The sequence below is a fragment of the Streptomyces sp. NPDC107521 genome (assembly GCF_055598485.1).
On sequence record NZ_JBVKAT010000002.1, the window covers coordinates 100,970 to 127,230 of the forward strand.

18 protein-coding genes, 1 tRNA gene and 1 pseudogene are annotated in these 26,261 nt (G+C 67.9%); 9 read left to right on the plus strand and 11 right to left on the minus strand.

The window, feature by feature from the left end:
- Positions 1-451: 451 nt before the first annotated feature.
- Complete coding sequence (locus ACZ7LB_RS03540) at positions 452-709, minus strand: hypothetical protein (protein WP_471465189.1); 258 nt, start codon at positions 707-709, stop codon at positions 452-454.
- Between the two features lie 351 nt (positions 710-1,060).
- Here ACZ7LB_RS03540 and ACZ7LB_RS03545 point away from each other — a divergent pair, with 351 nt between their 5' ends.
- Positions 1,061-1,495, plus strand: coding sequence for a hypothetical protein (locus ACZ7LB_RS03545; protein ID WP_351283600.1), 435 nt, complete (start codon positions 1,061-1,063; stop codon positions 1,493-1,495).
- Between the two features lie 63 nt (positions 1,496-1,558).
- Positions 1,559-1,993: a hypothetical protein gene (locus ACZ7LB_RS03550; protein WP_471465626.1), complete on the plus strand. Its 435-nt coding sequence runs from the start codon at positions 1,559-1,561 to the stop codon at positions 1,991-1,993.
- A 31-nt stretch (positions 1,994-2,024) separates the two neighbouring features.
- On the opposite strand, the pseudogene ACZ7LB_RS03555 reads toward ACZ7LB_RS03550, so the two are convergent.
- The 5 genes and pseudogenes from ACZ7LB_RS03555 to ACZ7LB_RS03575 form a co-directional block, all read right to left on the minus strand.
- Positions 2,025-2,806: pseudogene (locus tag ACZ7LB_RS03555) on the minus strand (IS5 family transposase); the annotation flags it as partial.
- A gap of 135 nt (positions 2,807-2,941) precedes the next feature.
- Positions 2,942-3,268 (minus strand): hypothetical protein, encoded by a 327-nt coding sequence (locus ACZ7LB_RS03560; RefSeq protein WP_471465190.1) that lies wholly within the window; start codon positions 3,266-3,268, stop codon positions 2,942-2,944.
- A gap of 145 nt (positions 3,269-3,413) precedes the next feature.
- Positions 3,414-4,325 carry a phospholipase D family protein gene (locus ACZ7LB_RS03565; RefSeq protein ID WP_471465191.1) on the minus strand — a complete coding sequence of 304 codons (912 nt, stop codon included), beginning with the start codon at positions 4,323-4,325 and terminating at the stop codon, positions 3,414-3,416.
- Positions 4,322-6,190 carry an ATP-binding protein gene (locus tag ACZ7LB_RS03570; RefSeq protein ID WP_471465192.1) on the minus strand — a complete coding sequence of 623 codons (1,869 nt, stop codon included), beginning with the start codon at positions 6,188-6,190 and terminating at the stop codon, positions 4,322-4,324. Before ACZ7LB_RS03570 ends, ACZ7LB_RS03565 begins: the two co-directional genes overlap by 4 nt.
- Positions 6,187-7,743 (minus strand): DEAD/DEAH box helicase, encoded by a 1,557-nt coding sequence (locus tag ACZ7LB_RS03575; RefSeq protein ID WP_471465193.1) that lies wholly within the window; start codon positions 7,741-7,743, stop codon positions 6,187-6,189. Before ACZ7LB_RS03575 ends, ACZ7LB_RS03570 begins: the two co-directional genes overlap by 4 nt.
- A gap of 516 nt (positions 7,744-8,259) precedes the next feature.
- Here ACZ7LB_RS03575 and ACZ7LB_RS03580 point away from each other — a divergent pair.
- From ACZ7LB_RS03580 to ACZ7LB_RS03610, 7 genes are all read left to right on the plus strand, one after another.
- A complete protein-coding gene (locus tag ACZ7LB_RS03580) occupies positions 8,260-9,429 on the plus strand; it encodes a cysteine desulfurase family protein (RefSeq protein ID WP_471465194.1) in 1,170 nt (389 codons plus the stop codon).
- Between the two features lie 58 nt (positions 9,430-9,487).
- Positions 9,488-10,585, plus strand: a complete 1,098-nt coding sequence (locus ACZ7LB_RS03585; RefSeq protein ID WP_471465195.1) for a DUF4007 family protein — start codon at positions 9,488-9,490, stop codon at positions 10,583-10,585.
- Positions 10,582-14,151 (plus strand): ATP-binding protein, encoded by a 3,570-nt coding sequence (locus ACZ7LB_RS03590; protein ID WP_471465196.1) that lies wholly within the window; start codon positions 10,582-10,584, stop codon positions 14,149-14,151. The genes ACZ7LB_RS03585 and ACZ7LB_RS03590 overlap by 4 nt, the downstream gene beginning before the upstream one ends.
- A 2-nt stretch (positions 14,152-14,153) precedes the next feature.
- The gene (locus ACZ7LB_RS03595; RefSeq protein WP_125054996.1) at positions 14,154-14,987 is read left to right on the plus strand and encodes a phosphoadenosine phosphosulfate reductase family protein; all 834 of its coding nucleotides are present in this window, start codon (positions 14,154-14,156) and stop codon (positions 14,985-14,987) included.
- 143 nt (positions 14,988-15,130) lie between these two features.
- Positions 15,131-15,736, plus strand: a complete 606-nt coding sequence (locus tag ACZ7LB_RS03600; RefSeq protein ID WP_401810613.1) for a hypothetical protein — start codon at positions 15,131-15,133, stop codon at positions 15,734-15,736.
- Positions 15,737-15,763: 27 nt separating this feature from the next.
- Positions 15,764-17,065, plus strand: a complete 1,302-nt coding sequence (locus ACZ7LB_RS03605) for a DNA sulfur modification protein DndB (RefSeq protein ID WP_471465197.1) — start codon at positions 15,764-15,766, stop codon at positions 17,063-17,065.
- A 255-nt stretch (positions 17,066-17,320) separates the two neighbouring features.
- Entirely contained in the window at positions 17,321-18,091 is a 771-nt protein-coding gene (locus tag ACZ7LB_RS03610; RefSeq protein ID WP_471465198.1) for a transposase, read from the plus strand.
- Between the two features lie 102 nt (positions 18,092-18,193).
- Here ACZ7LB_RS03610 and ACZ7LB_RS03615 read toward each other — a convergent pair whose 3' ends face one another.
- The 5 genes from ACZ7LB_RS03615 to tmk all read right to left on the minus strand — a co-directional run bounded on the left by ACZ7LB_RS03615 (position 18,194) and on the right by tmk (position 25,810).
- Positions 18,194-18,370: a hypothetical protein gene (locus ACZ7LB_RS03615; RefSeq protein ID WP_471465199.1), complete on the minus strand. Its 177-nt coding sequence runs from the start codon at positions 18,368-18,370 to the stop codon at positions 18,194-18,196.
- Positions 18,371-18,755: 385 nt separating this feature from the next.
- Positions 18,756-18,829, minus strand: a tRNA-Thr gene (locus ACZ7LB_RS03620).
- 87 nt (positions 18,830-18,916) lie between these two features.
- Positions 18,917-20,530: an alpha/beta hydrolase gene (locus ACZ7LB_RS03625; protein WP_471465200.1), complete on the minus strand. Its 1,614-nt coding sequence runs from the start codon at positions 20,528-20,530 to the stop codon at positions 18,917-18,919.
- A gap of 192 nt (positions 20,531-20,722) precedes the next feature.
- On the minus strand, positions 20,723-21,928 hold the full coding sequence (locus tag ACZ7LB_RS03630) for a DNA polymerase III subunit delta' (RefSeq protein ID WP_471465201.1): 1,206 nt from the start codon (positions 21,926-21,928) through the stop codon (positions 20,723-20,725).
- A 492-nt stretch (positions 21,929-22,420) separates the two neighbouring features.
- Positions 22,421-25,810 carry a dTMP kinase gene (tmk, locus tag ACZ7LB_RS03635; protein WP_471465202.1) on the minus strand — a complete coding sequence of 1,130 codons (3,390 nt, stop codon included), beginning with the start codon at positions 25,808-25,810 and terminating at the stop codon, positions 22,421-22,423.
- Positions 25,811-26,261 lie beyond the last annotated feature (451 nt).

Genomic DNA, 26,261 nt, shown 5'->3' on the forward strand with positions numbered 1-26,261 from the left:
GCGCGCGTGGGACGACCCGAACCGACATGGCCCCTCCGTCCGACGCGCTTGTCAGCTTCTCACAACTGCTGCACGCGCTCTCGGCGACCACCTCGCCCAATGACGCGACCCACCCGGTGCTGGTGGTGCGGCACGCGGACGGTGACCTCGCACGGAACCGGATCAGCGCGCATCGGATCGGGTGGGCCACAGGCAGTCTGGGCCGTCGCGCCACTCCAGCCACTTCGGATCGTTCAGGACTCCGTCGGGGTCAGGGACGCCGAGCGCTTCGAGAAAAACGACTAGGTCGTGGTCGGGAGTAGGCGGTGCCCAGGATATCGTCACGGCCTCGGCGGTGAACCGTGACTCGTCGGCCCCCCGCCGCCGAGGGGCGATGGACGACGATCGGCGCACTACGCGTGCACTCCACCCTGAGGTCCGTTTCGCTGACCGGCCATCGCTCGGCCGTCGATCACCCCGCCCGCCGGATGGCCGGGGTCGCATTGCGGACGCTGCGCTGAGCCAGCTCCTTCAGTTCCATCCGGGCAGCCGGGGTTCCGGCTGGCCCTCTCCAGAACGGGTGGTCGGCAATTCGGGCCGACAGCTCCAGCAGACGGCGGCGGCCTTCGGCCGGGCTGACGGCCGGGGCACCGTCCGCGAGCTGCCGATAGGTGCCGTACCAGGCGGTCTGGTCACGTAGAAGGTCAGGTGGAAAGTCGTACGGGTGCATAGCGACTATTGGATCGGACGTTCGATTTCAAGGGCAACTAGCCGCGCGGATCGACGCAGACGACTTGTGACTGAGCAGCCCAGTTGGCCACTCTGGGTATGGCGTTCGCGCAGTTCAGAGGGGGCGCGCTGCTGGTGCAGAACGTTGCCATGGGGCGCCTGGGGGACTCGAAGCGCTACAAACCAGCCATCCGTGCAGGTCGGCCCTGTTCTCATTTAGCTACGGCGTAACTACACGGGGCTGCGGCCGCGTAACTGTAGCCGGGCTCCCGGCGTTCCCGCCCTATCGCGGCCACGCTCCTGCCACACTGAACGCCCCTTGCTACTACTCCACTTCACTCGAGGGCAAACGATGACCGACGGACCACAGAAGCCAGCAGACGACGCCGAGACCAGGCCGCCGCTGCGCCGACGTATCACCGCCCGCTGGGACCGCCTCGGCCCCATGGGCCGGGCGGCCGTGGCCGTCGGCGCGATGGCGGCGCTCGCCGGAGGGATCGCCGTCCTGGCCCGCGCCCGCTCGAGCGCGCCCGACACCGATGTCGACGACTTCGAGGCGTGGGCCGACGAACTGGCGCTGGAACCCGGCGAGTACGTCTTCGACTGCCTCGAATGCGACGGTGAAGGATCCATCCAGGTCGGCCAGGAAGACGACGAAGCACCCGACGGCTACTCCCTCGTGTGGGACACCTGCGAGGACTGCCACGGCCAAGGCACCATGAGCTACGACGAGAACGAGGCCGCCGAAGCGATCGACTGCGGACGCACCCCACTCAAGCGGCCGTAGGTTATGTAAGGGCCGCCAGAGCGCCTACACGCTGCCTCTCACCGCACCAGGTAGGTTCCGGCCATGGCTTCGTACGAAGATCACGTGCTGCTGGAGGCCATGCGTTTCCGCCGCGCCATCGAGGACGCCAAGCGGGCCGGCGACCTCGACGCACCACACCCAGGGTTCCGGGACTTCCCGCAGGGGAGCTGCGGCGCGGCCACGGTCATGCTGTGCACCTACCTCGCCGAGCGGGGTCTGGACGGCTGGTTGTATGCCTGCGGCAAAAGGGAGAACCCCCACGAGACCCACGCCTGGGCAGAGCGGGAGGGCCTTGTCGTCGACATCACCGCCGACCAGTTCCCCGAGCACGGGACCGTATACGTCGGCCCGCGGACGCCGTGGTTCGACACGTGGGAACTCTCATACGGTCCGCCCAAGGTCGACCGGGTTGCCCCCGACGACGACTACATGGAAGGGCCCGCGTACCGAGCGATCCTCCGGCACCTGCCTTACTGATCATTTCAGAATGAGGTTCGGAGTGTCGCAAGCAGATGATGCTGCATGCGAGTTGGAGCAGTCCGAGGTGGAGGTCGGCCCGTATCTCGTAGCGGATCCGGAGGCGTTTGAACTGGTGGAGCCATGCGAAGGTTCGCTCGACGACCCATCTGGTCTTGCCCAGGCCGGAGCCGTGGGCGGTGCCCTTGCGGGCGATCTTCGGCGTGATGCCGCGCGCGCGGAGCAGGCGGCGGTATTTGTCGTAGTCGTAGCCGCGGTCGGCGAACAGCCGCCGTGGCCGGTGACGGGGCCTGCCGACCAGGCCGCGGATGCGGGGGATGGTGTCCAGCAGCGGCATGAGCTGAGTGACGTCGTGCCGGTTTCCGCTGGTCAGCGACACGACAAGGGGTGTTCCGTGGCGGTCGGTGATCAGGTGGTGCTTACTGCCAGGCCGGGCGCGGTCAACCGGCGAAGGTCCGGTGTGAGCCCCCCTTTGAGAGCTCTGACGTGCGAGCCGTCGATCGCGGCGTCGTCCATGTCCAGCAGGCCGGCTCTGCGGAGTTCCGCAAGGAGGATCTCGTGCAGGCGTGGCCAGACGCCGGCCTCAGTCCAGTCTCGCAGGCGCCGCCAGCACGTCACCCCACTGCAGCCGATCATCTCAGTCGGCACGTCAGCCCAGGTCACACCCGTACGCAGGACGTAGACGATCCCTCGCAGAGCCGCACGGTCGTCCGCCGGCAGCCGACCCGGATAGCGCCGACGCTGCGGCGGACGAGGCGGGAGCAACAGAGCGACACGATCCCACAGATCATCAGGCACAAGATCATCCGACACCTGCAGAACTCTGCCGCCCATCAGCCCAACGGCCAAGCCCCCGAGCCAAACTCATTCTGAAATGATCAGTAAGGCTTCTGGCGCTGGGGCCGAATCACGACTGAGTGGCCTTGTTCAAGGACGGCGGCTAGGAAACTAGCGGCCTCGCCGCTCTGTTCCCTGGTGAACGTCCGGGCGCGTGGCAGCGGCGTCTGCCTCGGACGAGCCGCCGGGGATGCTGGCTTCGTACTCAGCCAGACGTTGCTCTGTGACCTCCCGGGAGCCGTCGACGCTGAGGTGAAGCACCGTGGTCAGGAGCCAGTAGGGGTTCCCGGAGATCACCAGATCAGGTTCCGCCAGCGTCCCATCGGTTTTCCACTTCTGCGACGTCTGGCGTTCCACCCCGTACAAGGAGGCGATCTCGGCGTGCCCAAGCAGATACGGCTTGCGAACCGCCACCATGCACAGCACCTTTTCGATCATCGTGGCAGACGAAGGCCCCGAGGAAGCGTACGAGATCCGCTAAAGATATCGCTCACCCTGCAAGCCCGGCCTGATCCCGGCGCCCTACCGCGGTCGGGTTGTGAGCCGGCGAACGCTGGACGTGTCCACCGGCCCACCAGCGCCGTCACCTGATCTCTTTCCCTTGCCGGATCTCCCACGGACCAACGGGTACGAGGTACACCTCGTCGAAGTAGCTCAGCCACTTGGCGATCGTCTCCACCGCCCGTTGCGCCTGGTCTGGCGTGTGGAAACCTCCGTCGATCAGCGCCCTCTTCGCCTCATCGAGGTTCAGGGTCCCGTTTTTGGCAAGTGTGCGGACCTCGGGCAGCGAACGCAGTCGAGAGAGAACCTCCGCGCCGAAGTCCTGCTCGGACAGCCCCGGAGGGATGTCCATGTGGACCAGGTCGCGCAGCACTCCGGCGAGGACATCGCTGGCGACATTTCGGTGCCGGCCGTTGTAGACCCGGTAGAGACGCTCCGGGTTCCTGGTTTCCGGCAGCCAGCGCGCAGCGGTCTCACTCTCTCCGATCACAAGCATCTGCGGGGCGTCTTCATCGTCCCGTACGAGGTCGGCCTGCTCCCGGATCTGGCGTGCGAGCTCCACCGTGCCCGGCACAGCGGCTAAGTCGATGGCATCGAGCACTCGCCGCACCTCGGGGTACGCGAGTTCAGCTTCGATGAGCAGCTCGATGTTCGTAGCGGGGACTCGCCCGGTTGCCTTGCCGGTGAGGTTGGCAGAACCGACAAGGCAACGGTCGTCAGCGGCGTACAGCTTGGCGTGGAGGTTGTGGCAGAGGGAGATCTCCACCCGGCCGTCGGCTTCAGCGAGTTCTGCGATTTCCGGGTCGGACACGCCCGCCGCGACCTCGGCAACGGACCAGCGCGTAACGCACTGAACGCGTTCCACGGCTGCTGGCACTGCGGCGAGAACCGCCTGAAAGGTCTCCTTCTTGATGAAGGGAGCTACCAGGAGCACTTCACGAGTCGCACCGTGGAGGAGCTGCTCAATCTGTTGCCAGATATGGTCTCGGGTCACTCATCATCCTCGTCATCGGCCTCGTCCGCGCCGAGGAAATCCCTGGCAATCCGGCCCCAGTCCTGTCGCATCTTCTTCGCCCGTTCCCGGGGCTTGTCAGGCAGCTCGTCCTCGAACCGCGCCCACGACATGAGCAGGAGCTTGAAGGCTCCAGCCGCACTCCGCAGCCGGTCCGCGAGCTCTTCCTTGCTTGCACCATCGATGTCGCCGTCGAGCACGGCGATGAGGTCGGCGTAGACCGGGTGATCCTGGTTGAGGGTCACCTGCAGCAGGTTGGGGATGTAGTCGATGTTGAAGAAGGCCGGCGAGTCCGGGTTACGGCTTGCCAGCAGGCGGACGTGCTTGCCCTGCTGGATTGACTCCTCAATGATCCGCTGCGCGTCAGCGGGCGTGTACTTGTGGGTCTCCACGAGGTTTTCGAGCTGGAGTTCCTTGCTCTCTTCCTCGGTGACCTGCTCGGCGAGCGTGTCGGTGAAGCTCGGCTTGGTCTCCACACGACGCCGCTTTACCGCTTCCTCGGCCTTCGTCTCCACGTCCTCGTGCCGCTTCCGGTTGGCGCGCGTGCCCCGGGTCTGGTCTGTGAGGTCGGAGCGCAGCTTGCCGAGAAGCTTCTCACGGATGTGGTAGACGATCTCGATGAGTGGGAGTCGCCGGTCCCCCTCCTCGCGGAGTTGCTCGCGGAACTCGTCCCAGGTGAGGCCGGCTGCTTCTTCTCGCCAGTTGAAGTGGGCGAGGTCGGAGAAGATCAACGCGGATTGCTTGTTGTTGGTGACGCCGAAGACTTCGTCCAGCGCAGGCGGGAAGTCGATTTCCACACCCCACCAGCGTTCGACGGGGTCGTAGGAGTTCGTCCAGCCGGTGTCGAGGTCCAGTTCACGGTCGGCGCGGATCAGCGAGATGCCGAGATTCTTGGCGGCGTGCTTGCCCCACGGGGCCTCACCGGGATTGAGGCTCGGGGATACGGTTTTGGGCCATTCCTCACCTGCGATGTCCGGGCGTCGCGCGGCATCGACAGCAATCGACGAGCGGACGAAGACGGGGTGCTCGTTTCCGTCGGCTCCTCGCACCATGAACCGTTCGACGCCGATCTCGCCGACGTTGCCGGCGCCGAAGGGACGAAACATCGGTTTACTGTCGAAGGGAGCGGGTGTCGCGCTTGGGGACATCAGGTAGAGCGGATCGTTGGGGCGTGCATCATGTACGCCTGATAGGGGAGCCCACCCGCGAGCGGGTACCAGTTTGATGCGGGTCCCGTCTACGATCAGCCTGCGGTAGATACGGCCGATCAAGCTCTCGGTGTTGGACAGAGTTGCCTCTGCGCCACGCCACTGGACCCGCTCCAGCTGCGTCCACTGCACCAGCGTGCCGCTTGTCCCCAATCCCTCGGCGAGCGCCTGCCATTCGTCTGGGACGGCGTCGCGCTTGGGCTCCGGAACCTCTTCGAGTCCACCACGCACCTCTGTGAGGTCGAGATGCGTGTGCAGCGCGTTGTCGGGTCCATTGGTCCAGGACCAGACATCGACGCGGTCGCACTGGGAGATACTCGAGTTGGGCAGGCCGACTCCAAAGCGTCCTATTCCCTTACGGTGTTGCCGTGTGCCAGCGCCGAAGCGGAGGGACTGCCGAAGCGTCTCGGGGTCCATACCGCTGCCGTTGTCGAGTACGGCAATCTTCTCGACCCGATGTCGTGAGCGCTGCGAGGGGCGGTCGGTCGACTCGACAACGAACAGCTCTACAAGGTCGGCTCCGGCTTCAATGCCGTTGTCGATCAGCTCGGCGATAGCGTGCGCCGTGGACTTGTATCCGCTGTCTTGCAGAGCCTTGACCGTCAGGTCGGATGTGACGATCGAGTACTTGGATGTCATCGAGCCTTCCATACGTCTTCCCAGTTGGTGAATGCCTCTGCCACGTCTCCGAAGCCCGGGAGCGCGGGGTCGACGACGGTTACGACGTCGCAAGTTGAGGTGCCGCCGGCCTTAGGACCGCGGATGACGCGGCCCACCATCTGGCTGTACAGCACGAGTGAGCGGGTAGGACGGGCGATCACGGCGGCGCTCGCCGCGGGAGCATCGAAACCTGTAGTGAGTACGCCGTAGCTGGACAGCACCATAGGACGGGTCCCGGGACCCTTGAAGCGGTTGATGACGCGATCGCGATGACGTGTTGAGGATTCACCCGTGACCTGTTCGGCGTCGACTCCGAACATGTTCAAGATGGCGACGAGCAGGCGGCTGTGTTCGACCGACGCAGCGAACAGCAGTATGCGCCGGTGCTGTTCGCTGCAGTCGAGCACCGTGCGGACGACCTGGAGGTTCCACTGCACATTGTCCGCGAGCTGCGCGATCAGCTCATCGGGGATGTCAAAGGACGCGGCGAGTGCTTCCTTGTCCCGAGCGCTGAGCTTCCTCCCGGAGTCAGCCGCAATCGTGCGAAAGCCCGGACGGGCGAGGTAACCCTGCTCGATGAGAGCGGTGACAGGATTGTCGTAGCCGTCGATCTCCAGCATCACCTTCTGGCGCGCGAAGAAGTCCGCGAGCTTCTCATCCTCGGAGATGTCAGCCCACGTTCTCCCTGGCGTGGCGGTCAATCCCAAGAGGCTTGAATCGCTACGGAGAGTAAGAGCTTCGACCACCCGGCGGTAGGTGGGTGCGATGGCCTGATGGGCTTCATCGAACACCGTGAGCGTGGTCCGGAGCGCTAGCTGGTCGAGGAAGCCCGGCACGCTCTTCGCCGCCGCCCCCGCCTTCTCCAGTCCGAGTACGACGATGCCGTCGGTGAGGTCATCAAGATCAGTAGGAGCATCTCCCCACATGCGCGCCACCGTGACCTCGCGGTTACCGAGAGACGCCCATGCCCGCTCGAACTCCAGAGCGGCCTGTTCAAGCAGCTCACGACCTCGGGCTAGCCACACAACCAGTGTGGGCTCGTTCTGCCGAAGGTGGTCGCAGATCAGGTTCATTCCGGTACGGGTCTTGCCGACCCCGGTCGGCAAGTGCAGTACGGTGCGGCGCTCGCCGGAGTAGAGACGGCGCCGCACTTCAGCAGCCGCGCGCCTCTGATGCGGGAACAGGCCGTAAACCGGCTCGGCAGGCCTACGGGAGGACACAGGAGCCTCGGGCGCTCGGTCAACGACGAGCCCCAGGAACCCAAGAAAGGCGCGGCGCTCTTCGAGCGACCAAGGCAGCGCGGCCAGGAAGACATTCGGTGAGGACGCCTCGTCCCAGCCGAGGCGCCCGGCCAGCTCCACCTTTTTGTCCTCTGGAAGCAGATCCAGCAGCTCTCCTCGCTCCGCAGGATCGCCGATCAACCGTTCCGGAGAAATAGCGGACGCTGCGACCTTCCTGATGGCGCCCTCAACCGAGCCCTCCTGCAGGAGCTCAAGGAGTTCGCAAGCATGCTCGCCGAGCAGGCGGCGCACATAGGGCAGGGGAGCCGCGTTAAGGACAACCTGAAACGCGATGCCCGGAGACCCGATCACAGCGTCCCCCAGCTCGTCCGCGCCTCAACTGCTCGTCGCACTCCTACCGCGCTCATCCCCGTCCCCCTACCAGATCATTTACCCCTCAGGCGCCACGCCCCTATGCCCCAAGAGGTTCAAGCCCGTGATCAACCCTAGTCCTGACCGCTGACAGCCGAGGCGGGCTCAGCACAATCCGGTGGATCGTCCATTGATGCCGCCGGGTCGGTCGCAGGTCTGTCCGCCCAACTCCCCCACTCCAATTGGCGTTTGTCGGTGGCCATGAAGCGCCCAAGATGCGAACATATGTTCAGTCAATAGCAGTCACATGCGTTCGCCAAACGCGCGAAAGCCGTGCCTGCGTTCCACCCGCATCCGCTGGCAGCTAGGATCACCGTTGACAACTGGTGGAAGCTGTCGCGCCGTCGCGAGCAGCCACCAGTCGGTCAGACGGAGCCGAAAGAAGCGGGGTGGATTATGACAGAACGGACACTCAGTTCAGGTCTGGCCTATCTCGACTACAACGCTACGGCGCCCATGCGACCCGCAGCACGAGAGGTCACCCTCGCCGCGATGCAGACGGTGGGTAACGCGTCAAGCACGCATCGTTCCGGCCGCGACGCCGCACAGCGAGTCGACGAAGCCCGCCACCAAGTCGCTGATCTGTTGAACTGCTCTCCTGGCGAGATCGTCTTCACGTCTGGGGCCACTGAAGCCAACAACCTTGCACTGCGAGCCGCACACAGCGCTGGCGGGACTGTGATTACGAGCACAGTCGAGCACCCCGCAGTGCTCGAAACCGCCAAGAACCTTACGGCAAGCACGCCTAACACACTCAAGCTGTTGCCGGTGGATGCGGACGGCCTGGTGAATCTAGACGACCTCCATGACGCCCTGTCGGCAGGCGATGCGGCGATCGTTTCCCTGATGGCCGCGAACAACGAGACGGGCGTCTTGACCGACCTCTCACCCCTCGCGGAAGCAGCGCATGCAGCGGGGGCTCTTTTCCACACCGACGCCACGCAGATGGTGGGCCGGCTACCCATCGACCTCGCCGAGATCGACGTGGACTTGCTGTCCCTGTCGGCTCACAAGTTCGGTGGCCCACAAGGCGTAGGTGCCCTGTTCGTCCGCCGCGGCATCTCTCTTCCCTATCAGCCGTTGATCTTCGGCGGAGGGCAAGAGCGTGGCTGGCGAGCCGGGACGCTCAACGTGGCCGGCATCGCAGGTGCGGGAGCGGCGGCAGCAGCAGCCCACCACGACCTGGCGGAAGAAAGCCCCCGGGTCACACACCTCCGTGACCTGCTGGAGAACGCTCTCGTTGAGCAGCTCGGCGACTGCCGGATCAACGGTGCGCTCGGCTGCCGGCTACCTGGCGTTACCAGCATCACATTCCACGGTGCCCCTGCCGATGCCGTCCTCACTGCGATGCCAGATGTCGCCGCGTCCGAGGGAAGCGCATGCTCCTCCGGTGCACCGAGTCCGAGCCACGTGCTTCTGTCTATGGGGCGTAGCCGGGAAGAGGCCGACTCCACTGTCCGGTTCTCTCTTGGGTACGCGTCAACCCGGGCGGACGTTGATCAGGCCATCGCCTCCACGATTCGGGCCGTCCGGCAGGTGCGCGCCACCATGGCGATCCCGATCTGAACTGAGTCACCTAGCCCTGACGCCCACCAAAATCCGAACGTACACGGAGATTCATCGCATGTCAGACAGTCGGCTCGCCGAAGCCGCCCATTCCTCCTTCGCGCGCCACGAGACGTTCGCTCCGCGCTTCGGGTGGCTCCACAAGGCGTACATGCAGGTGAAAAACAACCCCGAGGCGTTCCTCGCGGATGATGCCCCCGTTCAGCTCGGCGTTGGCAAGAACATGGTCTACGCCATGCGTTACTGGTCCCGCGCCTTCAAGCTCACCCGGGAGCACTACGGCGATGACGCCAACTCCAGGGCCATGCTGTCTTACCCAACGTGGGAGGCGCGATGGCTGCTAGACGAGGACGGAGCCGACCCCTACCTGGAAGAGCTCGGCAGTCTGTGGCTTCTTCACTGGTGGCTTCTGTCCTCCCGGCCTGGGGCAAAGAGTTGGGCGCCCTCGTGGTACGTAGCATTCCACCTAGCTCCCTTCTCCCGGTTCACGTTGGCGGATCTGACCCAGGTCATCGTGCGATACGTAAACCTCTCCTTCCCTGAAGGACCGGTCGAAGCCTCCATCACGAAGGACGTCGACTGCATCACCAAGATGTACGTCCCGGCTCAGCGGCTGAAGGGCGGGGCGCCGGGGGCATTCGAGGACCTTCTCTCCTGCCCATTCCGTGAGCTCGGGTTGCTGGAGCAAGTAGGCCAGCGTGGCAGCAGCGAATGGGAATTCACCAGCGGTTCCCGCACCTCACTGCCGCCCCGCATCATCGCCTATGCGTGCCTGGACTACGCAGCCCGCACAGCGCGCAGCGCAGGCTCGATCTCCTTGGCGCGCTTGGCGAACGAGCCCGGTGCTCCCGGACGCGCCTTCCGCATCCGCGAGAGCGACATCGCCGCGGCCCTGGGGAAGGTCGCCGCGGAGCACTCTGAACTGCAGATCGTAGAAGCAGTAGGCCAGCGCAGCCTGACCTTTGCGTCCAACCCATTTGACCTTGCCTGGGACGTGCTCGACGAGCAGTACGACAAGGTTCGTGACAGGCCCGACTTCCCCACTCGCGAGGAATGGGCGCGCAAGTATCCGAAGCTCGCCGAAGCTGAAAAGCGCGAGCTCAAGCAGCAAGACTTCATCGACCCGCAGCTCGCTCTGATCGAGGAGACCGTGTGACCACCGCAACTCCCACGCGGCCTAGCTCTGTCCGACAGGCCCCTGCCGCACCGAAGTTTCCGGGTGGCATCAGCCTTGTTGGCTCGCAGATGCGCTCCACCAATCTGGAGCGCGATGTCGAGGAGGGGTTGCACTCTCCCTACGTCGGAGCGCGGGCTGTAGACGTCGTCGACCGGGTCACCAACGCCCTTAGTAATCTCCGCCGCACTCGATCTTGGTCATTCACGGGGCCTTACGGATCCGGCAAGTCCACCTTGGCGAATTTCATCGAGGCTCTGCTGGGCCCTGATGGTGACCGCCGTGCCGAGGCAGAAGAGGTACTCGGTGCCACCAGCGTCGGTCTGAATCAGCGCCTCACTGCCAATCGGGCCGAATTCGCACCAGCAGGCTTCCTCGGTGCCGTTGCCACCGCGCGCCGGGAACCCCTTGCTGTCACACTTTCCCGAGCTCTGCACACTGCGGCTCGGCGCCGCTGGAAGAGCCGCGCGCCCAAGGCTGTCAGTGCTGCCCTCGCTGCTTGCGCAGATCCTGCCGCCGTCACGTCGCAGAACATTCTGGATGCTGTGGTCACGCTCTGCGATCACCAGCCACTGCTGCTGATCGTTGATGAGTTCGGCAAGACGCTGGAGCATCTGGCCGGCAACAGCAATCTCGCCAGCGCTAAGGATGACCTGTTCCTGCTGCAGGAACTGGCAGAGAAGGGCGCGGGACCACAGGGCCTTCCCCTGTTTATGATGACGCTGCAGCACTTGTCCTTTATGGACTATGCGGCCCATTCAAGCCAACTCCAGACTCGCGAGTGGGCCAAGATCCAAGGGCGGTTTGAGGACATCACGTTCTCGCCTCACCTAGGTGACGCGGTCCAGCTGATGCGCCGTCGGATCGATCAGTCAGGTGTATCCGACTCTGGTCGCAGGCTTATCCAGACGCAAGCCGAAGCCGCCGAAGCCGCATGGATCAAGCACGGACTCAACGTCTTCGTCGACCTCAAGGCGCAGGACTTCGAGGACCTGTACCCCCTGCACCCTCTAACCGCCGTAACAGCCCCGCTCCTGGCTGCGCAAATCGGCCAGCACGATCGCAGCCTGTCGAGCTTCCTGAACAGCGACGAACCCAACACGGTTCGACGGTCTCTGGAGCGATTCTCCAGCGAGAAGTCCCGTCGGGCTGGCACCATTCGGCTGCCGCAGCTTTTCGAATTCTTCCTCAATTCTGGACGCACCTCGCTGCTTGCATCCAGCAAAGCTAGCCGTTGGGTCGAGATCGAATCGCGTATCAATGAAGCCACAGGTCTGTCAGCGGCAGATCAAGATCTTCTGCGCACCATCGGCATGCTCAACCTGCTCGACTCTGATGGCGCGCTTCGCGCCAGTGCAGCAATGATCTTCTTTGCGCTACACGATCCTACTGAGGGTATTGATTCCGAGAAGTTTACGGACCTGGAGAGCCAGCTTCAGAGTTTGGTTACGCGAGGTTTCCTCGTGTACCGGCAGTTCAGCAGCGAGTATCGCGTGTGGCGTGGCACAGATTTCGATATCGATGGCCGCGTCAAGGAGATCCTCAACCATCTCGACACGCCCTCGGTCGTTCGCAAGTTGGCCGACTACCTCCCACTTGCCGTTGCCGCCGGCCGCCACAATCAGGTCACTGGCATGCTGCGCACGTTCTTCGTCCATGTCACCAGCTCCGAGACCAAGCGTGTCCAAGGCCCGGACGAGCTCAACGTCCAGGCAGATGGGTTGCTTCTCTTCCATCTGGGAGCTGTGAACGACCGACCCGTGGTCGACTCGGCCCTCCCAGTGGTACTCGGCGTCACAGAAAAACCAGAACTCGTCCTTAAGGCTGCGAGCAATCTCGTTGCCCTGCAAGATCTGCTACTGGACACGTCTTTGGACTCAGTCGCGGTACGCGAGGTCAAGGATCGCGCAGCAGCCGCCCAGAACGAGCTGGTACAACTGCTTGACGCGGCTTTCTTCCCGCTATCCAAGAGCGCTACCTGGCGACTGTGGCGTTCGGGAATGCCCGCCGATTCCTCAAAGGGCGAGAAAATCCAAGGCCGAAGTCTCAGTGGTCTCGTCTCGATTGCATGCGACGAGGTGTTCTCCGCCGCTCCGCACATCCGCAACGAAATGCTAGGCCGCCACGAGCTCACGAGCCAGGGTGCAAAGTCTCGACGCGAGTTGCTCACCGCGATGCTGCTCAAGTCCGGAGAGCAATACCTCGGGATCAAGAAGTACCCGGCCGAACGCGCCATGTACAGCGGCGCCCTGGAATACATGGGCCTGCACAGGGAAAACCGCGGTACGCCAGACGACGACTCATCGACGTCCTTCCTCCCCTACGGCTTCTCCCGTCCCAGCGAGGCGCACCCTCACACCCTCCCGGTCTGGAATGCCCTGGAGACTGCGCTCACGGAGGCACACAAGCGCACCGGCCTCGATGAGATCATCCGTGTCGTCATGGCGCCGCCCTACGGGGTCAAGGCAGGCGTGGTACCCCTGCTGATCGTCACGGCGCTCATCGTGCGCAGCGACGATGTCGCCCTGTTCGAAGACGGTACTTACCTGCCACGGCTGACGCCCGACATCGTTGAACGCATGGTCAAGGCGCCTCAGCGATTCGCGGTGAAGTCCACGCCACTCGGTGACGGCCTACGGCAGAGCGTCGTGAAGAGCCTGTCCGCCGCTCTAAAGGTTGATTCGCCTCGCTCCCAGGCCCTGCGCAATCCAGCCCTCCTCGCGGTCACGCGCGCGCTGTTGGAGCGCGTGATGGTGCTTACTCCGTACGCCCGGCGTACACGCCGTATCAGCGCAGACGCAACCGAGGTCCGCGATGCGCTGCTCGTGGCACAGGACCCAGACGAACTGCTCTTCGTCGCCCTGCCCAAGGCACTTGGCATGGACTCCATCGCCCCCGAAGCGCGCCGGTCCACTCCAGGGAACAAGGGCTATGCAGACCGGCTCGCTGCCGCGATCGCCGAGATCTCTGGTGCAGAACAGGCGCTGCGAGATGAAGTCATCGAGGTCATCAGCAGGGAGTTCCGCCTGCCGGCCTCGCTGTCGGAACTGCGCCGAGCGCTGGCCACTCGGTTGGAAGGCTTCGTCGGTGTCTCTCTGAGCCTGGAGCTCAAGGGGTTCGTCGCCATTGCCCTCAACGAGGTACTGACCGACGAGGACTGGCTCGACCCGTTGATCGTACGGCTGTCGAACTCCGCTCTCGGTGACTGGTCCGACACCGACGCGACCGTCTTCCCCCGCCGGGTCAAGGAGATGGCCTCGGCTCTCGACCGAGTGAGCCACCTGTACCAGAGCCGCTCGCACGCAGACGTCCGGGACGAGGCGCTTGAAGCAAGGCTCCTTACCCTCACCGACACGGACGGAGCCGAGCAACGCACTCTGATCTATGTTCCGGAACAGTCCCGGCAGGAGGCCGAGCACCTCGCTGTCAGTGTCGTAGAGCAAGCTAGGAAGATGCTCGGTCCTGACGGCGCCCGCATCCTGCTCGCTGCCCTCGCCCAGCGCGTCACCGAGCCCGCGGCAACAACCGACGCAGAGAGGACTGAGTGACCATGGCTGACGACGCAACTCCCAAGAAGGTCCGGCACGTCTTGGGTATTTCGGGAGGCAAGGACTCCTCTGCCCTTGCGATCCACATGCGTGACCGGGTTCCGGAGATGGAGTACTTCTTCTGCGACACGGGAGCCGAGCTTCCGGAGACTTACGAATACCTCAACCGTCTTGAGGCGGCACTCGGCAAGCCCATCGTGCGGCTCAACGCCGATCGCGACTTCGATCACTGGATGGAGGTGTACCAGGGCACTCTGCCGAGTCCTCAGATGCGCTGGTGCACCAAGAATCTGAAGATCAAGCCGCTGGAGGAGTGGGTCGGTGATGACGAGGTGATCTCCTACGTCGCCATCCGTGCGGATGAGAACCGACTGGGCTACGTGAGCACCAAGCCTAACATCGAAGCCGTGTTCCCCTTCCGCGAGGACGGCATCGACAAGGACGGCGTCATGCGCATCCTCGACGAGGCCGGCATCGGTCTGCCCGGCTACTACGAGTGGCGCACCCGCTCGGGCTGCTACTTCTGCTTCTTCCAGCGCAAGCACGAGTGGGTCGGCCTCAAGGACCGGCACCCTGAGCTGTACGACAAGGCCGTCGCCTACGAGGACAAGGTCCGGTACCGGCACACGGCGATGCAGGGGCGGGACTACACCTGGTCTCAAGGGGAATCTCTTCCCGAGCTGATAGAGCGCCGCGAGGAGATCCAGGCGAAGCACGAGGCCGCTTTGGAGCGCGCGGCCAAGCGAGTCAAGCCGAACCGACCACTGTTGGAGGTCCTGTCCGACGCCCTGGACGCGGACGACGACGAGGCCGGCTGCTCGGTCTGCCACCTCTGATTGGCCCCAAGTTGCCTAGTGGGCCCCGATAGTGACGGTTGATCACTATCGGGGCCTACTTTCGTCTCATCGCACCGACTGTCAGTGCCGCGTGTAAGGATGTTCCTCCGTCTACCACCCATGCAGCCGGAGTGCCTTGAGGAATGGCGACACCAAACACCCACGTGCGCTCCGTCATCCGCCACCGCGCTGAAGCCGGCCCTTCGCTGGACATCCAACTGGGCATCGCTCCCATGCTCGATGTCCCAGCCCATCGAGTTCTGCAGGACGACCTGGAGGAGCATGCCTCTCTCTGGGAGCATGCCCTCGCAGTCGAGAGCCTCGGCGACGCACTTCCTGATGAGGCCGGGCTCTACATGTTCGTCTGGCGTCCGTCGATCAGCCTGGCGATGGCTGACGACACACGGAGCAGCTTTCACCAGGTGCTCTACATAGGCCAGGCAGGTGGGTCAGGCCAGCGCGGCAACACGTTGCGGAATCGGTACAAGGATTACAAGAAGCACCTTCGAGGCAATCCCGAGCATCTCTGGACCGAGGAGCCTCCAACCACCCGTGTCGGGCGCCTCACGCACTACCTTGCCCTGCGCCCGCTGGAGTTCTGGTTCGCGACGGTTGAGGACCGCGCCAAGATCAAAAATCTTGAGGCCCGTCTGATCACCTTGTACAACCCACCTCTCAACAACCAGAACCGGCCGAAGCTGCGTGCTCGGCTCAGCAGCGTCCCCCAACCAGCTCTGCGCGATAGCTGACTTCAGCATCCCGACATCGAGGAAGACATGGCATCCAAGACCTTCGTCCCCGCCTTCAAGGCCCAGGTGGGCAACTGGACCTACTACTCCTGCCTGATGAGCTACGCGCAGGTAGCGCGAGAGATCAGCTTCGCGCATGAACTTGGAGGAAACCAAGACCTTGGCACCATGATCCAGCGTGGTGTCGGCACCCGTACCGCTCAGATCACCGATTACCTGCTCACCAACGAAAACCGCTTCCTCGGAGCCATCATTGTCGCGGTCTGGGGCGGGGATCCCAACTATCTCGAGCTGACCATGGATGCGGACGCGGAGAACCAGGCTGTGCTTGATGGCCTCGACCGCAACTTCGGTGTGCTCACCTTCGACGGAACCCAGCAGTTCTTCGCCCTTGATGGTCAGCACCGGCTCAAGGCGATCAAGGATGCGATCAAGCGCGACCCTGACCTCGGTGGCGAAGACATCAACGTCATCGTCGTGCCGCACTTCAACACACCCGACGGGCGTCGCCGCACGCGGCGGTTGTTCACGAACATCAACCGCAACGCCAAAAGCACCAATGCCCAGGAGAACATCGCTCTCGACGAGGACGACAGCTTTGCGATCCTTACTCGCCAGTTGCTTGATGAGCACGAGTTCCTGAGCCGGGACAAGGTCGTCAACGTGTTCAGCAGGGTCGGCCAAGAGGGCGAACTTGTGCTCGCGGGACGCTCGATTTCCTCTGCGAGCCCGGCCTGGAGCGCCATCAGTGTTCTCTACGACATCGTCAAGGAGATCGGCTTCGATCTCCCGTGCACCCTGAGCGAGTCGAAGCAGCGGGCCACGGATGAAGTCCTCGATCAGAGTTACGACATCCTGTCTACACGCGTCCAGGAGCTCCTCGACTCCTGTGGGAATCTACGTCAGCGCTACCTCACCGCCCAAGGTCCCAGGGACGTGCGCGCGCCAAAGGGCCGAGACGGTGCCGGCCACCCCTTCATGCGCCCAGCGGTCCAAGTGACCGTAGCGCGGGCAGTACGCCATGTCTTGGAGCAGGAGACAATGGAGTGGGGGGACTTGATGAAGCGCCTCTCGGATCTCGACTGGAGAATGACATCGGCGCCGTTCTCGTCGATGTGGATCGAGACCCCTGACGGCAAAGCGAAGGGAAAGATGGCCAGTGGCAAGGACCACACCCAACTTCTCTACGACCTGCTTTTGGTCCACCTGGCCCCGCGCACAAAGGTGCAGATCAGCCGGGCACTTCGTTCCTACTCCGACCTCATGAAGACTAAGTACCCCGTCCCGGTGGAGTCGCTGACCGCCCTTCTTCCGGTCGATTCTGACTGAACCAATCAGCACCTCAAGAGAACTTCAGTGAACGGTCGCAATAGATCCCGCCGCCAGGGCATCAGCTGCTCCGGCGGGGGCGCCGTTACACATCAGTACCGAGATACCGGGCGAGACTCCGGGAGTACATTGGACGAGTGACGCGGGTTGCAGGTTGCGCTCGATCCTGAGCAGATAGCCGACCGGAGGCCTCCTTGATGGCGTGGAGCTAAGCGTTGTCCCGTAACTGCTGGTCAGGGGTGAGATGATCTTGCTGTGGCTGGTGTGATCACGGCGTCGGAGCCCTCCTGGATAGCCCCGTTCACCGGGCTGAGCCCGCGGCAGTTCGGCAAGCTGGTCACCGCACTACGGCGCGAGGGTGCCGACCCGGTCCGCAAGGGCCGACCCTGGTCGCTGCCGTTGGCGGACCGGGTTCTGCGGGTCGCCGCGTACTGGCGCACGAACCTGACCCTGCGGCAACTGGCGCCGCTGTTCGGAGTGTCGAAGTCCGCAGCGGACCGCATCATCGACCACCTCGCGCCCTCGCTCGCGCTCCAGCAGCGCAAACGGTTCCGCAAGGACACCGTGCTGATCGTGGACGGCACTTTGGTCCCGACCCGCGACCACACCATCGCCGAGCAGTCCAAGAACTACCGGTACTCCACCAACCACCAGGTCGTCATCGACGCCGACACCCGGCTGGTCGTCGCCGTCGGCCGGCCGGTCAACGGCAACCGCAACGACTGCAAAGCGTGGGAGATCTCGGGCGCGAAGGCCGCTGTCGGCAAGACCACCGTGATCGCGGACGGCGGCTACCGCGGCACCGGCCTGATCATCCCGCACCGCCGCGAACGCGGCCAGAGCGAGCTCCCAGCCTGGAAAGAAGAGCACAACCGCTCACACCGCAAGGTCCGCGCCCGCGTCGAGCACGCCTTCGCCCGCATGAAGACCTGGAAGATCCTCCGCGACTGCCGCCTCAAAGGCGACGGCGTACACCACGCCATGCTCGGCATCGCCCGCCTGCAGAACCTCACGCTGGGCGGATGAGAGGCAACGACGCTGGTCATCCGGCATGTCGTAGATCATTTACGGGACAACGCTTAGGCCGAGGCGAGGAGGAACTTGGGGGCCGGGCGCTCGGCTCCCTTCTCAGACGTGAACGAGCGCGATTCTGTACCGCCCGAAGAGCGTCCGCTGGTACGGGTTTCCGAGTCCGTGCCGGTCGGCCTGCAACGCCAGGATCCTGCCGGTCTTCGTCTCGGTGGGCGCCTTCACCCCCAGCCCCACCTGGAGGCAGATCGTGCCCTCGCCCTGCAGGAGCTGCACGCTGTCCCCCTGGGATGCCAGGGACGAACTCGCCGGCCTCCGCGTCGAAAGGCATCACGGACACGACCGAATCCTCCTGCGATATCGCGACCGACAGATTCCTCACCAGGCGGCGCCGCGACACCGCCTGTTTATAGGAACCCCCCAAGTGTGCTCGCAACGGAGCGCTGCCCGTGAACCACGGATGCACTTCTGAAGTCGCTCCCACATCCCTCGTCGGCGGCCATCCGCTTGTCCACCGGTCTGCACGCCCGCTGCCCGCCTGTCCACCGGTTGTCCACCGAGGGCGATCGTGAGGCCCCGAGCAGGATGCGTCACCCGCAGGAGTGGATCATGAAAAGCACAAAGGCCCAGGTCAGAGGCTATCTGTCCTGGGCCTTCACTGAGCCGCCTTCGGGATTCGAACCCGAGACCTACGCATTACGAGTGCGTTGCTCTGGCCATCTGAGCTAAGGCGGCGCGCTGGACGCACCGCGGTGCGATCAGCAACGTGCGTAAGTCTACACAGTCCCGCCGAGTGCTTCGTACCCGTTCCGGAGGGGTGGGTCAGGGGCAGGTCTTGGTGTCGGAGGGGGCCGTGCCGCGCAGCAGGTAGGTGTCGATCGTCGTGTCGACGCACTCGCTCCCGCGCCCGTAGGCGGTGTGGCCGTCGCCGTCGTAGGTCAGGAGGCGGCCGGAGGAGAGCTGGCCGGCCAGGGCCTGGGCCCAGCGGTAGGGGGTGGCCGGGTCGCGGGTGGTGCCGACGACCAGGATCGGGGCGGCGCCGGCGGCCTCGATGCGGTGGGGCTCGCCGCTGGGCCGGACGGGCCAGTAGGCGCAGTTCAGGGAGGACCAGGCGAGGCCCTCGCCGAAGACCGGGGACGCCTTCCGGAAGTCGGGCAGGGCGTCGCGGACCTGCTCCGGGGAGGAGAAGGCGGCGGGCAGGTCCAGGCAGTTCACCGCCGCGTTGGCGTACATCAGGTTGCTGTAGCCGCCGTCGGCGTCGCGCTCGTAGTAGCTGTCGGACAGCATCAGCAGTCCGGCGCCGTCGTCCTTCTTCATCGCGGACGTCAGCGACTCGCGGAGCTGCTGCCAGGCGCCCGCGTCGTACATCGCCGCGATGACCCCGGTGGTGGCCAGGGACTCGGTGAGCCTGCGGCCGTCCGCGTCGCCGGTGGGGACCGGCTTGGCGTCCAGCCGCCGGAAGAACGCCTTCAGGTTCCTGCCGACCTCCTCCGGCGAGGTGCTCCGGTCGCCGAGCGGGCAGTCGGAGCGGCGCACGCAGTCCTTCGCGAAGGACCGGAACGCCGTCTCGAAGCCCTCCGTCTGCTCCAGGTTCAGCCGCCGCGCGGACAGCGAGGGGTCCATCGCGCCGTCCAGGACCAGGCGGCCCACCCGGTCCGGGAAGAGGCCCGCGTAGGTCGCCCCGAGGAAGGTGCCGTACGAGGCCCCGACGTATGTCAGCCTCTCGTCGCCCAGCACCGCCCGCAGGACGTCCATGTCCCGGGCCGCCTCCACCGTGGAGACGTGGCGCAGCAGCTTGGGGGCGTCGGCGCCGCAGCCCTCCGCGAAGCCCCGGTACGCGTCCACCAGGCGGTCGATCTCGCGCTGGTCGTCCGGGGTGACGTCGGTCTCCGTGTACGCGTCCATCCTGCGGCCGTCGAGGCATTCGACGGGCTCGCTGCGGGCCACCCCGCGGGGGTCCACGGCGACCATGTCGTACTGCGCCCGGACCTTCGCCGGGTAGCCGATGCCCGCGTACTGCTGGAGGTAGCCGATCGCGGAGCCGCCGGGGCCGCCCGGGTTCACCAGCAGGGAGCCGAGCCGCTCCCCGGGGCCGGTGGCCTTCTTGCGGGAGACGGCGAGCCGGACGTCCCCGGCGGACGGCTCGGCGTAGTCGAGCGGCGCCTTCATCGTGGCGCACTGGAAGCCGGGCACTCCGCAGTCCCGCCAGCTCAGCTTCTGTCCGTAGTACGGGGCCAGGGCTGCGGAGGTGGCCCGCGGCAGCGGGCTGAGCGCCGGTGCCGCCGCCGTCGCTCCCGCCGGTTCGGCCGCCGAGCCGGCGGACGTCGAGCCGCCACCGGCCGAGCAGCCGGTGGCGAGCAGCGCGGCGGCGAGGAGGAGGGCTCCGGTGCGTGCCGTGCCGGTACGAGTCCTGCGGTGGGTGCGCCGTGTGTGCATTCCGCGAGCGTAACGCTCCGAAGTGGCGCGGTCGCCGTGCGTCCACTTACGAGTTACCGCGTCAACCCGGCGCCCGGGGTCCGACTGGGTCCGACCAGGGGGCCAGCGAAGCCCGCGCGGGGCTTCGGCGGGCCCGGAGGGCCGCGGCCTCCCCGGACCGGCGCTCATTCCCGGGCGCTCTCCCCTCGGCTCTCATCCCGCCCGCAGCGCCATCGTCATCGCCTCGACCGCGAGCAGCGGGGCCACATTGCGGTCCAGGGCCTCGCGGCAGGCGCCGATCGCCTCGATGCGGCGCAGCGTGGCTTCCGGGGTGCCGCCCCGGGCCAGGCGCTCCAGGGCGTCCCCGGCGTCGGCGTTGGCGATGGCCACCCGGGAGCCGAGCTGGAGAGCCAGGACATCGCGGTAGAAGGCGGTGAGATCGGTCAGGGCGAGGTCCAGGCTGTCGCGCTGGGTGCGGGTCCGGCGGCGCTTCTGCATGTCCTCCAGGTCCTTCATCACCCCGGCCGTGCCGCGCGGCATCCGGCCGCCCTGGGCGGCTCCGAGGGCGGTCCGGAGGTCCTCGGTCTCCTTGGTGTCGGTCTCCTCGGCCAACTGCTTCGCGTCCGCCGCCGCCGCGTCGACCAGTTCCTGCGCGGCACGCAGCGCGCCGCCGACGTCGTCGACGCGCAGGGGCAGCCGCAGCACGGTGGCCCGCCGCTCCCGGGCCGCCGGGTCGGTGGCCAGGCGGCGGGCCCGCTCGACGTGGCCCTGGGTGGCGCGGGCGGCCTCGGCGGCGGCGGCCGGTTCGACGCCGTCGCGCCGGACGAGCATGTCGGCGACCGCCTCCACCGAGGGGGTGCGCAGGGTCAGGTGGCGGCAGCGGGACCGGATCGTGGGCAGGACGTCCTCGACGGATGGGGCGCACAGCAGCCAGACCGTCCGGGGGGCGGGCTCCTCGACCGCCTTGAGGACGGCGTTGGCGGACTTCTCGTTCAGCCGCTCGGCATCCTCGACGAGGATGACCTGCCAGCGGCCGTTCGCCGGGGAGGTGAACGACTTGCGGACCGTGTCCCGCATGTCCTTGACCAGGATCTCGGCGCCGACGGCGGCCACCGTGCTCACGTCCGCGTGGGTGCCGATCAGCGCCGTGTGGCAGCCGTCGCAGAAGCCGCAGCCGGGCACGCCGCCGAGCGCCCGGTCGGGGCTCACACACTGCAGCGCGGCGGCGAAGGCCCGCGCCGCGCGGACCACCCCGGCGCCGGGCGGGCCGGTGAACAGCCAGGCGTGCGTCATGCTCGACGCCTGCGGGAGGGGGCCGTCGGCCGCGGCTGCGGTGACGAAGGCGTCGGCGTCCCGGGCGGCGGCGGCGAGCCGGTCGCTCACCCTCTCCTGCCCGACGAGGTCGTCCCATACGGTCATGGGTCACGCCGTCCTTCCGTCACGCTCACGTTCGCTCCACCGCCCGGGGCACCACCGCCGGCGGCACGGCGCGCACCGGTCACGCCGCGTCCCCCATTGTGCGGGTCGGCACCGACAGCGCGTGCCGACGGTGCCGGGCGTGCGAGGAGGGGCCCTCCCCGAGGCCCTCCCGGGGCCCGGGTCACTCCCCCGGTTCCGGCGGTTCCGGCCCCTCCGGTGCCGCCGGACGGCCGGGCCGCTCCGGCCGGACCGCTCCGGCCGTCCCCGGCCCGGTGGCCACGGCCGTCGCCGGCAGCGTCCCCGCCTCCGAAGCGGGCGGGAGCCCCGGCCCGCAGATCCCGGCCCTCACGTCCCAGCCGTTCACGTCCCAGCCCTCCGGGGCCCGGTCACGGCCGGTCCTGGCCGGTCCCGACCGACTCCGACCGGTCACGGCCGGGATCGGCCCGGCCCTGCACGGCCGGAGGCCCCGGCCCCGGCCCCGGCCGGTCACGGTCAGCCCCGGCCCCGGCCCTTCCCGCCGCGGCCACCGCCGCGCCGGTCGTCACCGTCGCCGCGGTGCTCGCCGCCGGGTCCGCCACGGGGCCCCCGGGGGCCGTCGCCGCCGTCGTCCCAGCGGTCGCCGCGCGGGCCGAGCAGTTCGTCCGCGAGCGTCGGGAGGTCGTCCAGCGGGGTCTCCTCCGCCCAGTCGGACCGCCGCCTGCGCGGGGGCGCCTGGTCGGGGTCGACGCGGGGCAGCTCCCGGGTCCGGTCGTCGGGCCCGCGCGGCGCCTCGCCGCGCCGCGGCCCGGACGCGCCCTGGTCGCGGAAGTACCCCGGCGGCACCCGGTCGGCCGGGTCCTCCTCGCGCACCGCGGGCAGCACCGCCGTCTCGTCGGCCGCACCCGGCGGAACGGCCGGGAGCACCCTGGTCCCGTCCTCGTCGCCCGGTGTCACCGCGGGCAGCACGGCCGTCTCGTCGGCAGCGCCCGGCGGCACCGGCTTCGGCAGCTCCGCCGTCACCTCGGACTCGGACGGCCGCCCGCCCCGGGCCCGGCCGTCGCGCCCGCCCGCGCGGTCGTCCCGCACCGGCCGCAGCACCGCCGTGTCCTCCGACGAACCGCCGGGCTCCCCGGTCCTCCCGGGCGGCGCGACGAGCGGCGTCTCCTCGGTCACCGCGTCCGCGCCGGGCGGCGTGGCGCGCCGGGCGGGAGCCGCCGGGGCGCGGCGCGGGCCGTCCGCCGCGGCGGGTGCGGCGGAGCGGGGGCCGACCGCGGCGGCGGCCGCCGCCTGCTCGGCCGCGCGGCGCGCCGCCTCGGCGCGCAGCAGGGCCTCCTCGGCCTTGCGCTGCTTCTCCAGGCGCAGGGCCTCGGCCTCGGCCCGCAGCCGCGCCTGTTCCTCGGCCTCCTTGCGGAGCCGCTCGCGTTCCGCCTCGCGGCGGGCCTCCTCCTCGGCGCGGGCCTTCTCCTCGGCCAGCAGCCGGGCCCGCTCCTCCTCGGCGCGCCGGTGCGCCTCCTCGGCCCTGCGGCGGGCCTCCTCGGCCTGGCGCTCGGCCTCGCGGCGCTGGGCCTCCTCCAGCTCGCGCCGCTTGCGCTCCTCCTCCTCGGCGCGCTGCCGCTCCTCCCGCTCCAGCCGCTCGCGCTCCAGGCGCTCCTCCTCGGCCTTGCGGGCGGCCTCCTCCTCCGCCTTGCGGCGGGCCTCCTCCTCGGCCTTGCGCCGTGCCTCCTCCCGGGCCCTGATCTCGGCCTCGGACAGCGGCAGCATCCGGTCCAGCCGGTCCCGCACGGCGGCGCCCACGACCTCCGGCTCCTGGCCCGCGTCCACCACGAGGTAGCGCCCGGGGTCGACGGCGGCCAGCGTGAGGAAACCGGACCGCACACGCGCGTGGAACTCGGCGGGCTCGGACTCCAGCCGGTCCGGCGCCTCGGTGAACCGCTCGCGGGCGGTCTCCGGGGAGACGTCCAGCAGCACCGTCAGGTGCGGCACCAGGCCGTTGGTCGCCCAGCGGCTGATGCGGGCGATCTCCACCGGTGACAGGTCGCGCCCGGCGCCCTGGTAGGCGACCGAGGAGTCGATGTAGCGGTCGGAGATGACCACGGCGCCGCGCTCCAGGGCGGGCCGCACCACGGTGTCGACGTGCTCCGCACGGTCGGCGGCGTACAGCAGCGCCTCGGCGCGGTGCGAGAGCCCGGCGCTGGAGACGTCCAGCAGGATGGACCGCAGCCGTATGCCGACCGGGGTGGCGCCGGGCTCGCGGGTGAGGACGACCTCGTGGCCCTTGTCCCGGATCCACTGGGCGAGGGCCTCGGCCTGGGTGGACTTCCCGGCGCCGTCGCCGCCCTCCAGGGCGATGAAGAAGCCGTTCGGCGCGACCCGGGGCTCCGGGTCGTCGCCGCCGAGCAGCGCGTCCCGCAGGTCGTGCCGCAGCGGCACCCCGGAGCGGTCGTCGACCTTGGCGAGCACCAGCGCGGCCACCGGCAGCAGCAGCGCGCCGACCAGCATCAGGGTGAAGGCGGCACCGCCGTGCGCGAAGACGAACCTGCCGCTCTGCAGACGGTGCGGCCCGATGCCGGCGGCGACCGCGGGCGCGGTGACCACGGCGAGCGCCACGCAGACCCGGACGACCGCGTGCAGGTGGCCGGTGGTGCGCGCGCGGCGCCGGTCCTCGGTCTCCTGGTCGAGCAGCGCGTGCCCGGTGTTGGCGGCCACGCCCGCCGCGACGCCCGCCAGCAGCAGGAGCAGCAGCACGGTGGTGACGTCCGGGACGAGGCCGGCGGCCAGCAGGGCGACGCCGACGACGGCGATGGCCAGGGCCAGCAGCCGCCGCCGGGACAGCGCGGGCAGCAGGACGGGGGCGGTGCGGATGCCGACGACGACACCGCCGGTCAGGGCGCCCGCCATGAGCCCGAACAGCACCGGGCCGCCACCCAGGTCGATGGCGTGCGGCGCGGCCACGCCGACCGCGGCGGCCACGGCGGTGGCGGTCACCGCGCAGGCGGCCACCAGCAGCGGAAGGGCTCCGGTGCGGCCCCTGTCGGCGACGGCGCGCCCCTTGGGCCCGGTCCCGGCCGAGTCCTTGGGGCGGCGCAGCCCCTCCAGCGGCGACCGGGGGCGCGGGGTGCCGCCGGGCAGCTCCAGCGCCGCCACCACGGACAGGGAGGCGGCGAACAGTCCCGCCGCGACGTACGAGCCGAGCGCCGCCTGGTGGACGGAGAACCAGTCCACGGCGGTGCCCAGCAGGTTGTTCAGCAGCCCGGCGACGACCAGGGCGGCGGCGGCCAGCGGCACCGCGACGAAGCCCGTGCGCAGCCAGAGGCGGTCCAGGGCGCCCAGGTGGTCGGGGAGCGGACGGACGGCCGCGCCCTCGGGCGGCGGGGCGGGCAGCAGGCCGGGCGCGGCGCCGTCCCGGCACACCGTCCAGAAGCGGTCGGCCGCGCCGGTGACGAAGACGGTCACCAGGAGGAGCACCACCGCGTTGCCGGGCGTCCAGTCGGTCCACAGGGGGGCGATGATCAGCAGCGCGGCGCGCAGTCCGTCCGCGCCGGCCATGGTCCACCGGCGGTCCAGCGGGCCGCTCGGCGCGGTGAGCGCCGTGAGGGGACCGAGCAGGACGGCGCCGAAGAGCAGGGTCGCGAGGACGCGGACGCCGAACACGGCCGTCACCGCGAAGGCCATGCTCCGGTAGCCGCCGCCGAGCGCGTCCGTGCCGACCGAGGCCTGCACGGTGAGGACGACCAGCACCAGGAGGGCGAGGATGTCGCCGACACCCCCCACGAGCTGTGCGCTCCACAACCGCCGCAACTGCGGCCGGCGCAGCAGGGCGCGGACGGCACGCTCGCGGGAGTCCGCGACCAGGGTCTCGTCCGGAGTGGGTTCGGGGGCCGTTGGCTGCTCGGCTCGGGTCATGCGTTCAGCCTATCGGGCCGCGCCGACCGTCCGGCCGCACGGCCGAGCGCGCGAACGCCCCGGCACCCAGGGGTTTTCTCCCGGAGCCCGCCGCGGGGCCGACGGCCCGGGAGGGCCGTCCCCGGCGTCGCCGTATCCCGCGGGTGCTCCGCGCCGCCCGTCCGGGCGGGCGCTGCCGCCGCTCCGGCCCGAGGGCCACCGGACCCCGCCCGGGTGGGCCCGGGCGCGCCGCACCGGGGGCGGACCGGGCCCGGAGAAGGGCCCCGGGGTTGCGCGGGGCGGACGGTGCGCGGGATGCCGGGCCGGGGCCCGTGGGGAGGCGCTGCCCGGGCGGTCCGGGACCCGGGGACCGCCGCCCCGGCCGGTCCGGACGGCCCCGGCCGGTTCGATCCGGGCCGGAACGGGACCGATCCGGGTCCGGGGGTGTCCGGGGCGTCCGGGACGATTCCGG

Coding starts and splice junctions, on each gene's coding strand:
- ACZ7LB_RS03570 (WP_471465192.1), bottom strand. CDS start 6,190: ATGACATCCAAGTACTCGATCGTCACATCCGACCTGACGGTCAAGGCT.
- ACZ7LB_RS03630 (WP_471465201.1), bottom strand. CDS start 21,928: ATGACCGTATGGGACGACCTCGTCGGGCAGGAGAGGGTGAGCGACCGG.
- ACZ7LB_RS03585 (WP_471465195.1), top strand. CDS start 9,488: ATGTCAGACAGTCGGCTCGCCGAAGCCGCCCATTCCTCCTTCGCGCGC.
- ACZ7LB_RS03550 (WP_471465626.1), top strand. CDS start 1,559: ATGGCTTCGTACGAAGATCACGTGCTGCTGGAGGCCATGCGTTTCCGC.
- ACZ7LB_RS03605 (WP_471465197.1), top strand. CDS start 15,764: ATGGCATCCAAGACCTTCGTCCCCGCCTTCAAGGCCCAGGTGGGCAAC.
- tmk (WP_471465202.1), bottom strand. CDS start 25,810: ATGACCCGAGCCGAGCAGCCAACGGCCCCCGAACCCACTCCGGACGAG.
- ACZ7LB_RS03625 (WP_471465200.1), bottom strand. CDS start 20,530: ATGCACACACGGCGCACCCACCGCAGGACTCGTACCGGCACGGCACGC.
- ACZ7LB_RS03595 (WP_125054996.1), top strand. CDS start 14,154: ATGGCTGACGACGCAACTCCCAAGAAGGTCCGGCACGTCTTGGGTATT.
- ACZ7LB_RS03580 (WP_471465194.1), top strand. CDS start 8,260: ATGACAGAACGGACACTCAGTTCAGGTCTGGCCTATCTCGACTACAAC.
- ACZ7LB_RS03540 (WP_471465189.1), bottom strand. CDS start 709: ATGCACCCGTACGACTTTCCACCTGACCTTCTACGTGACCAGACCGCC.
- ACZ7LB_RS03600 (WP_401810613.1), top strand. CDS start 15,131: ATGGCGACACCAAACACCCACGTGCGCTCCGTCATCCGCCACCGCGCT.
- ACZ7LB_RS03545 (WP_351283600.1), top strand. CDS start 1,061: ATGACCGACGGACCACAGAAGCCAGCAGACGACGCCGAGACCAGGCCG.
- ACZ7LB_RS03560 (WP_471465190.1), bottom strand. CDS start 3,268: ATGATCGAAAAGGTGCTGTGCATGGTGGCGGTTCGCAAGCCGTATCTG.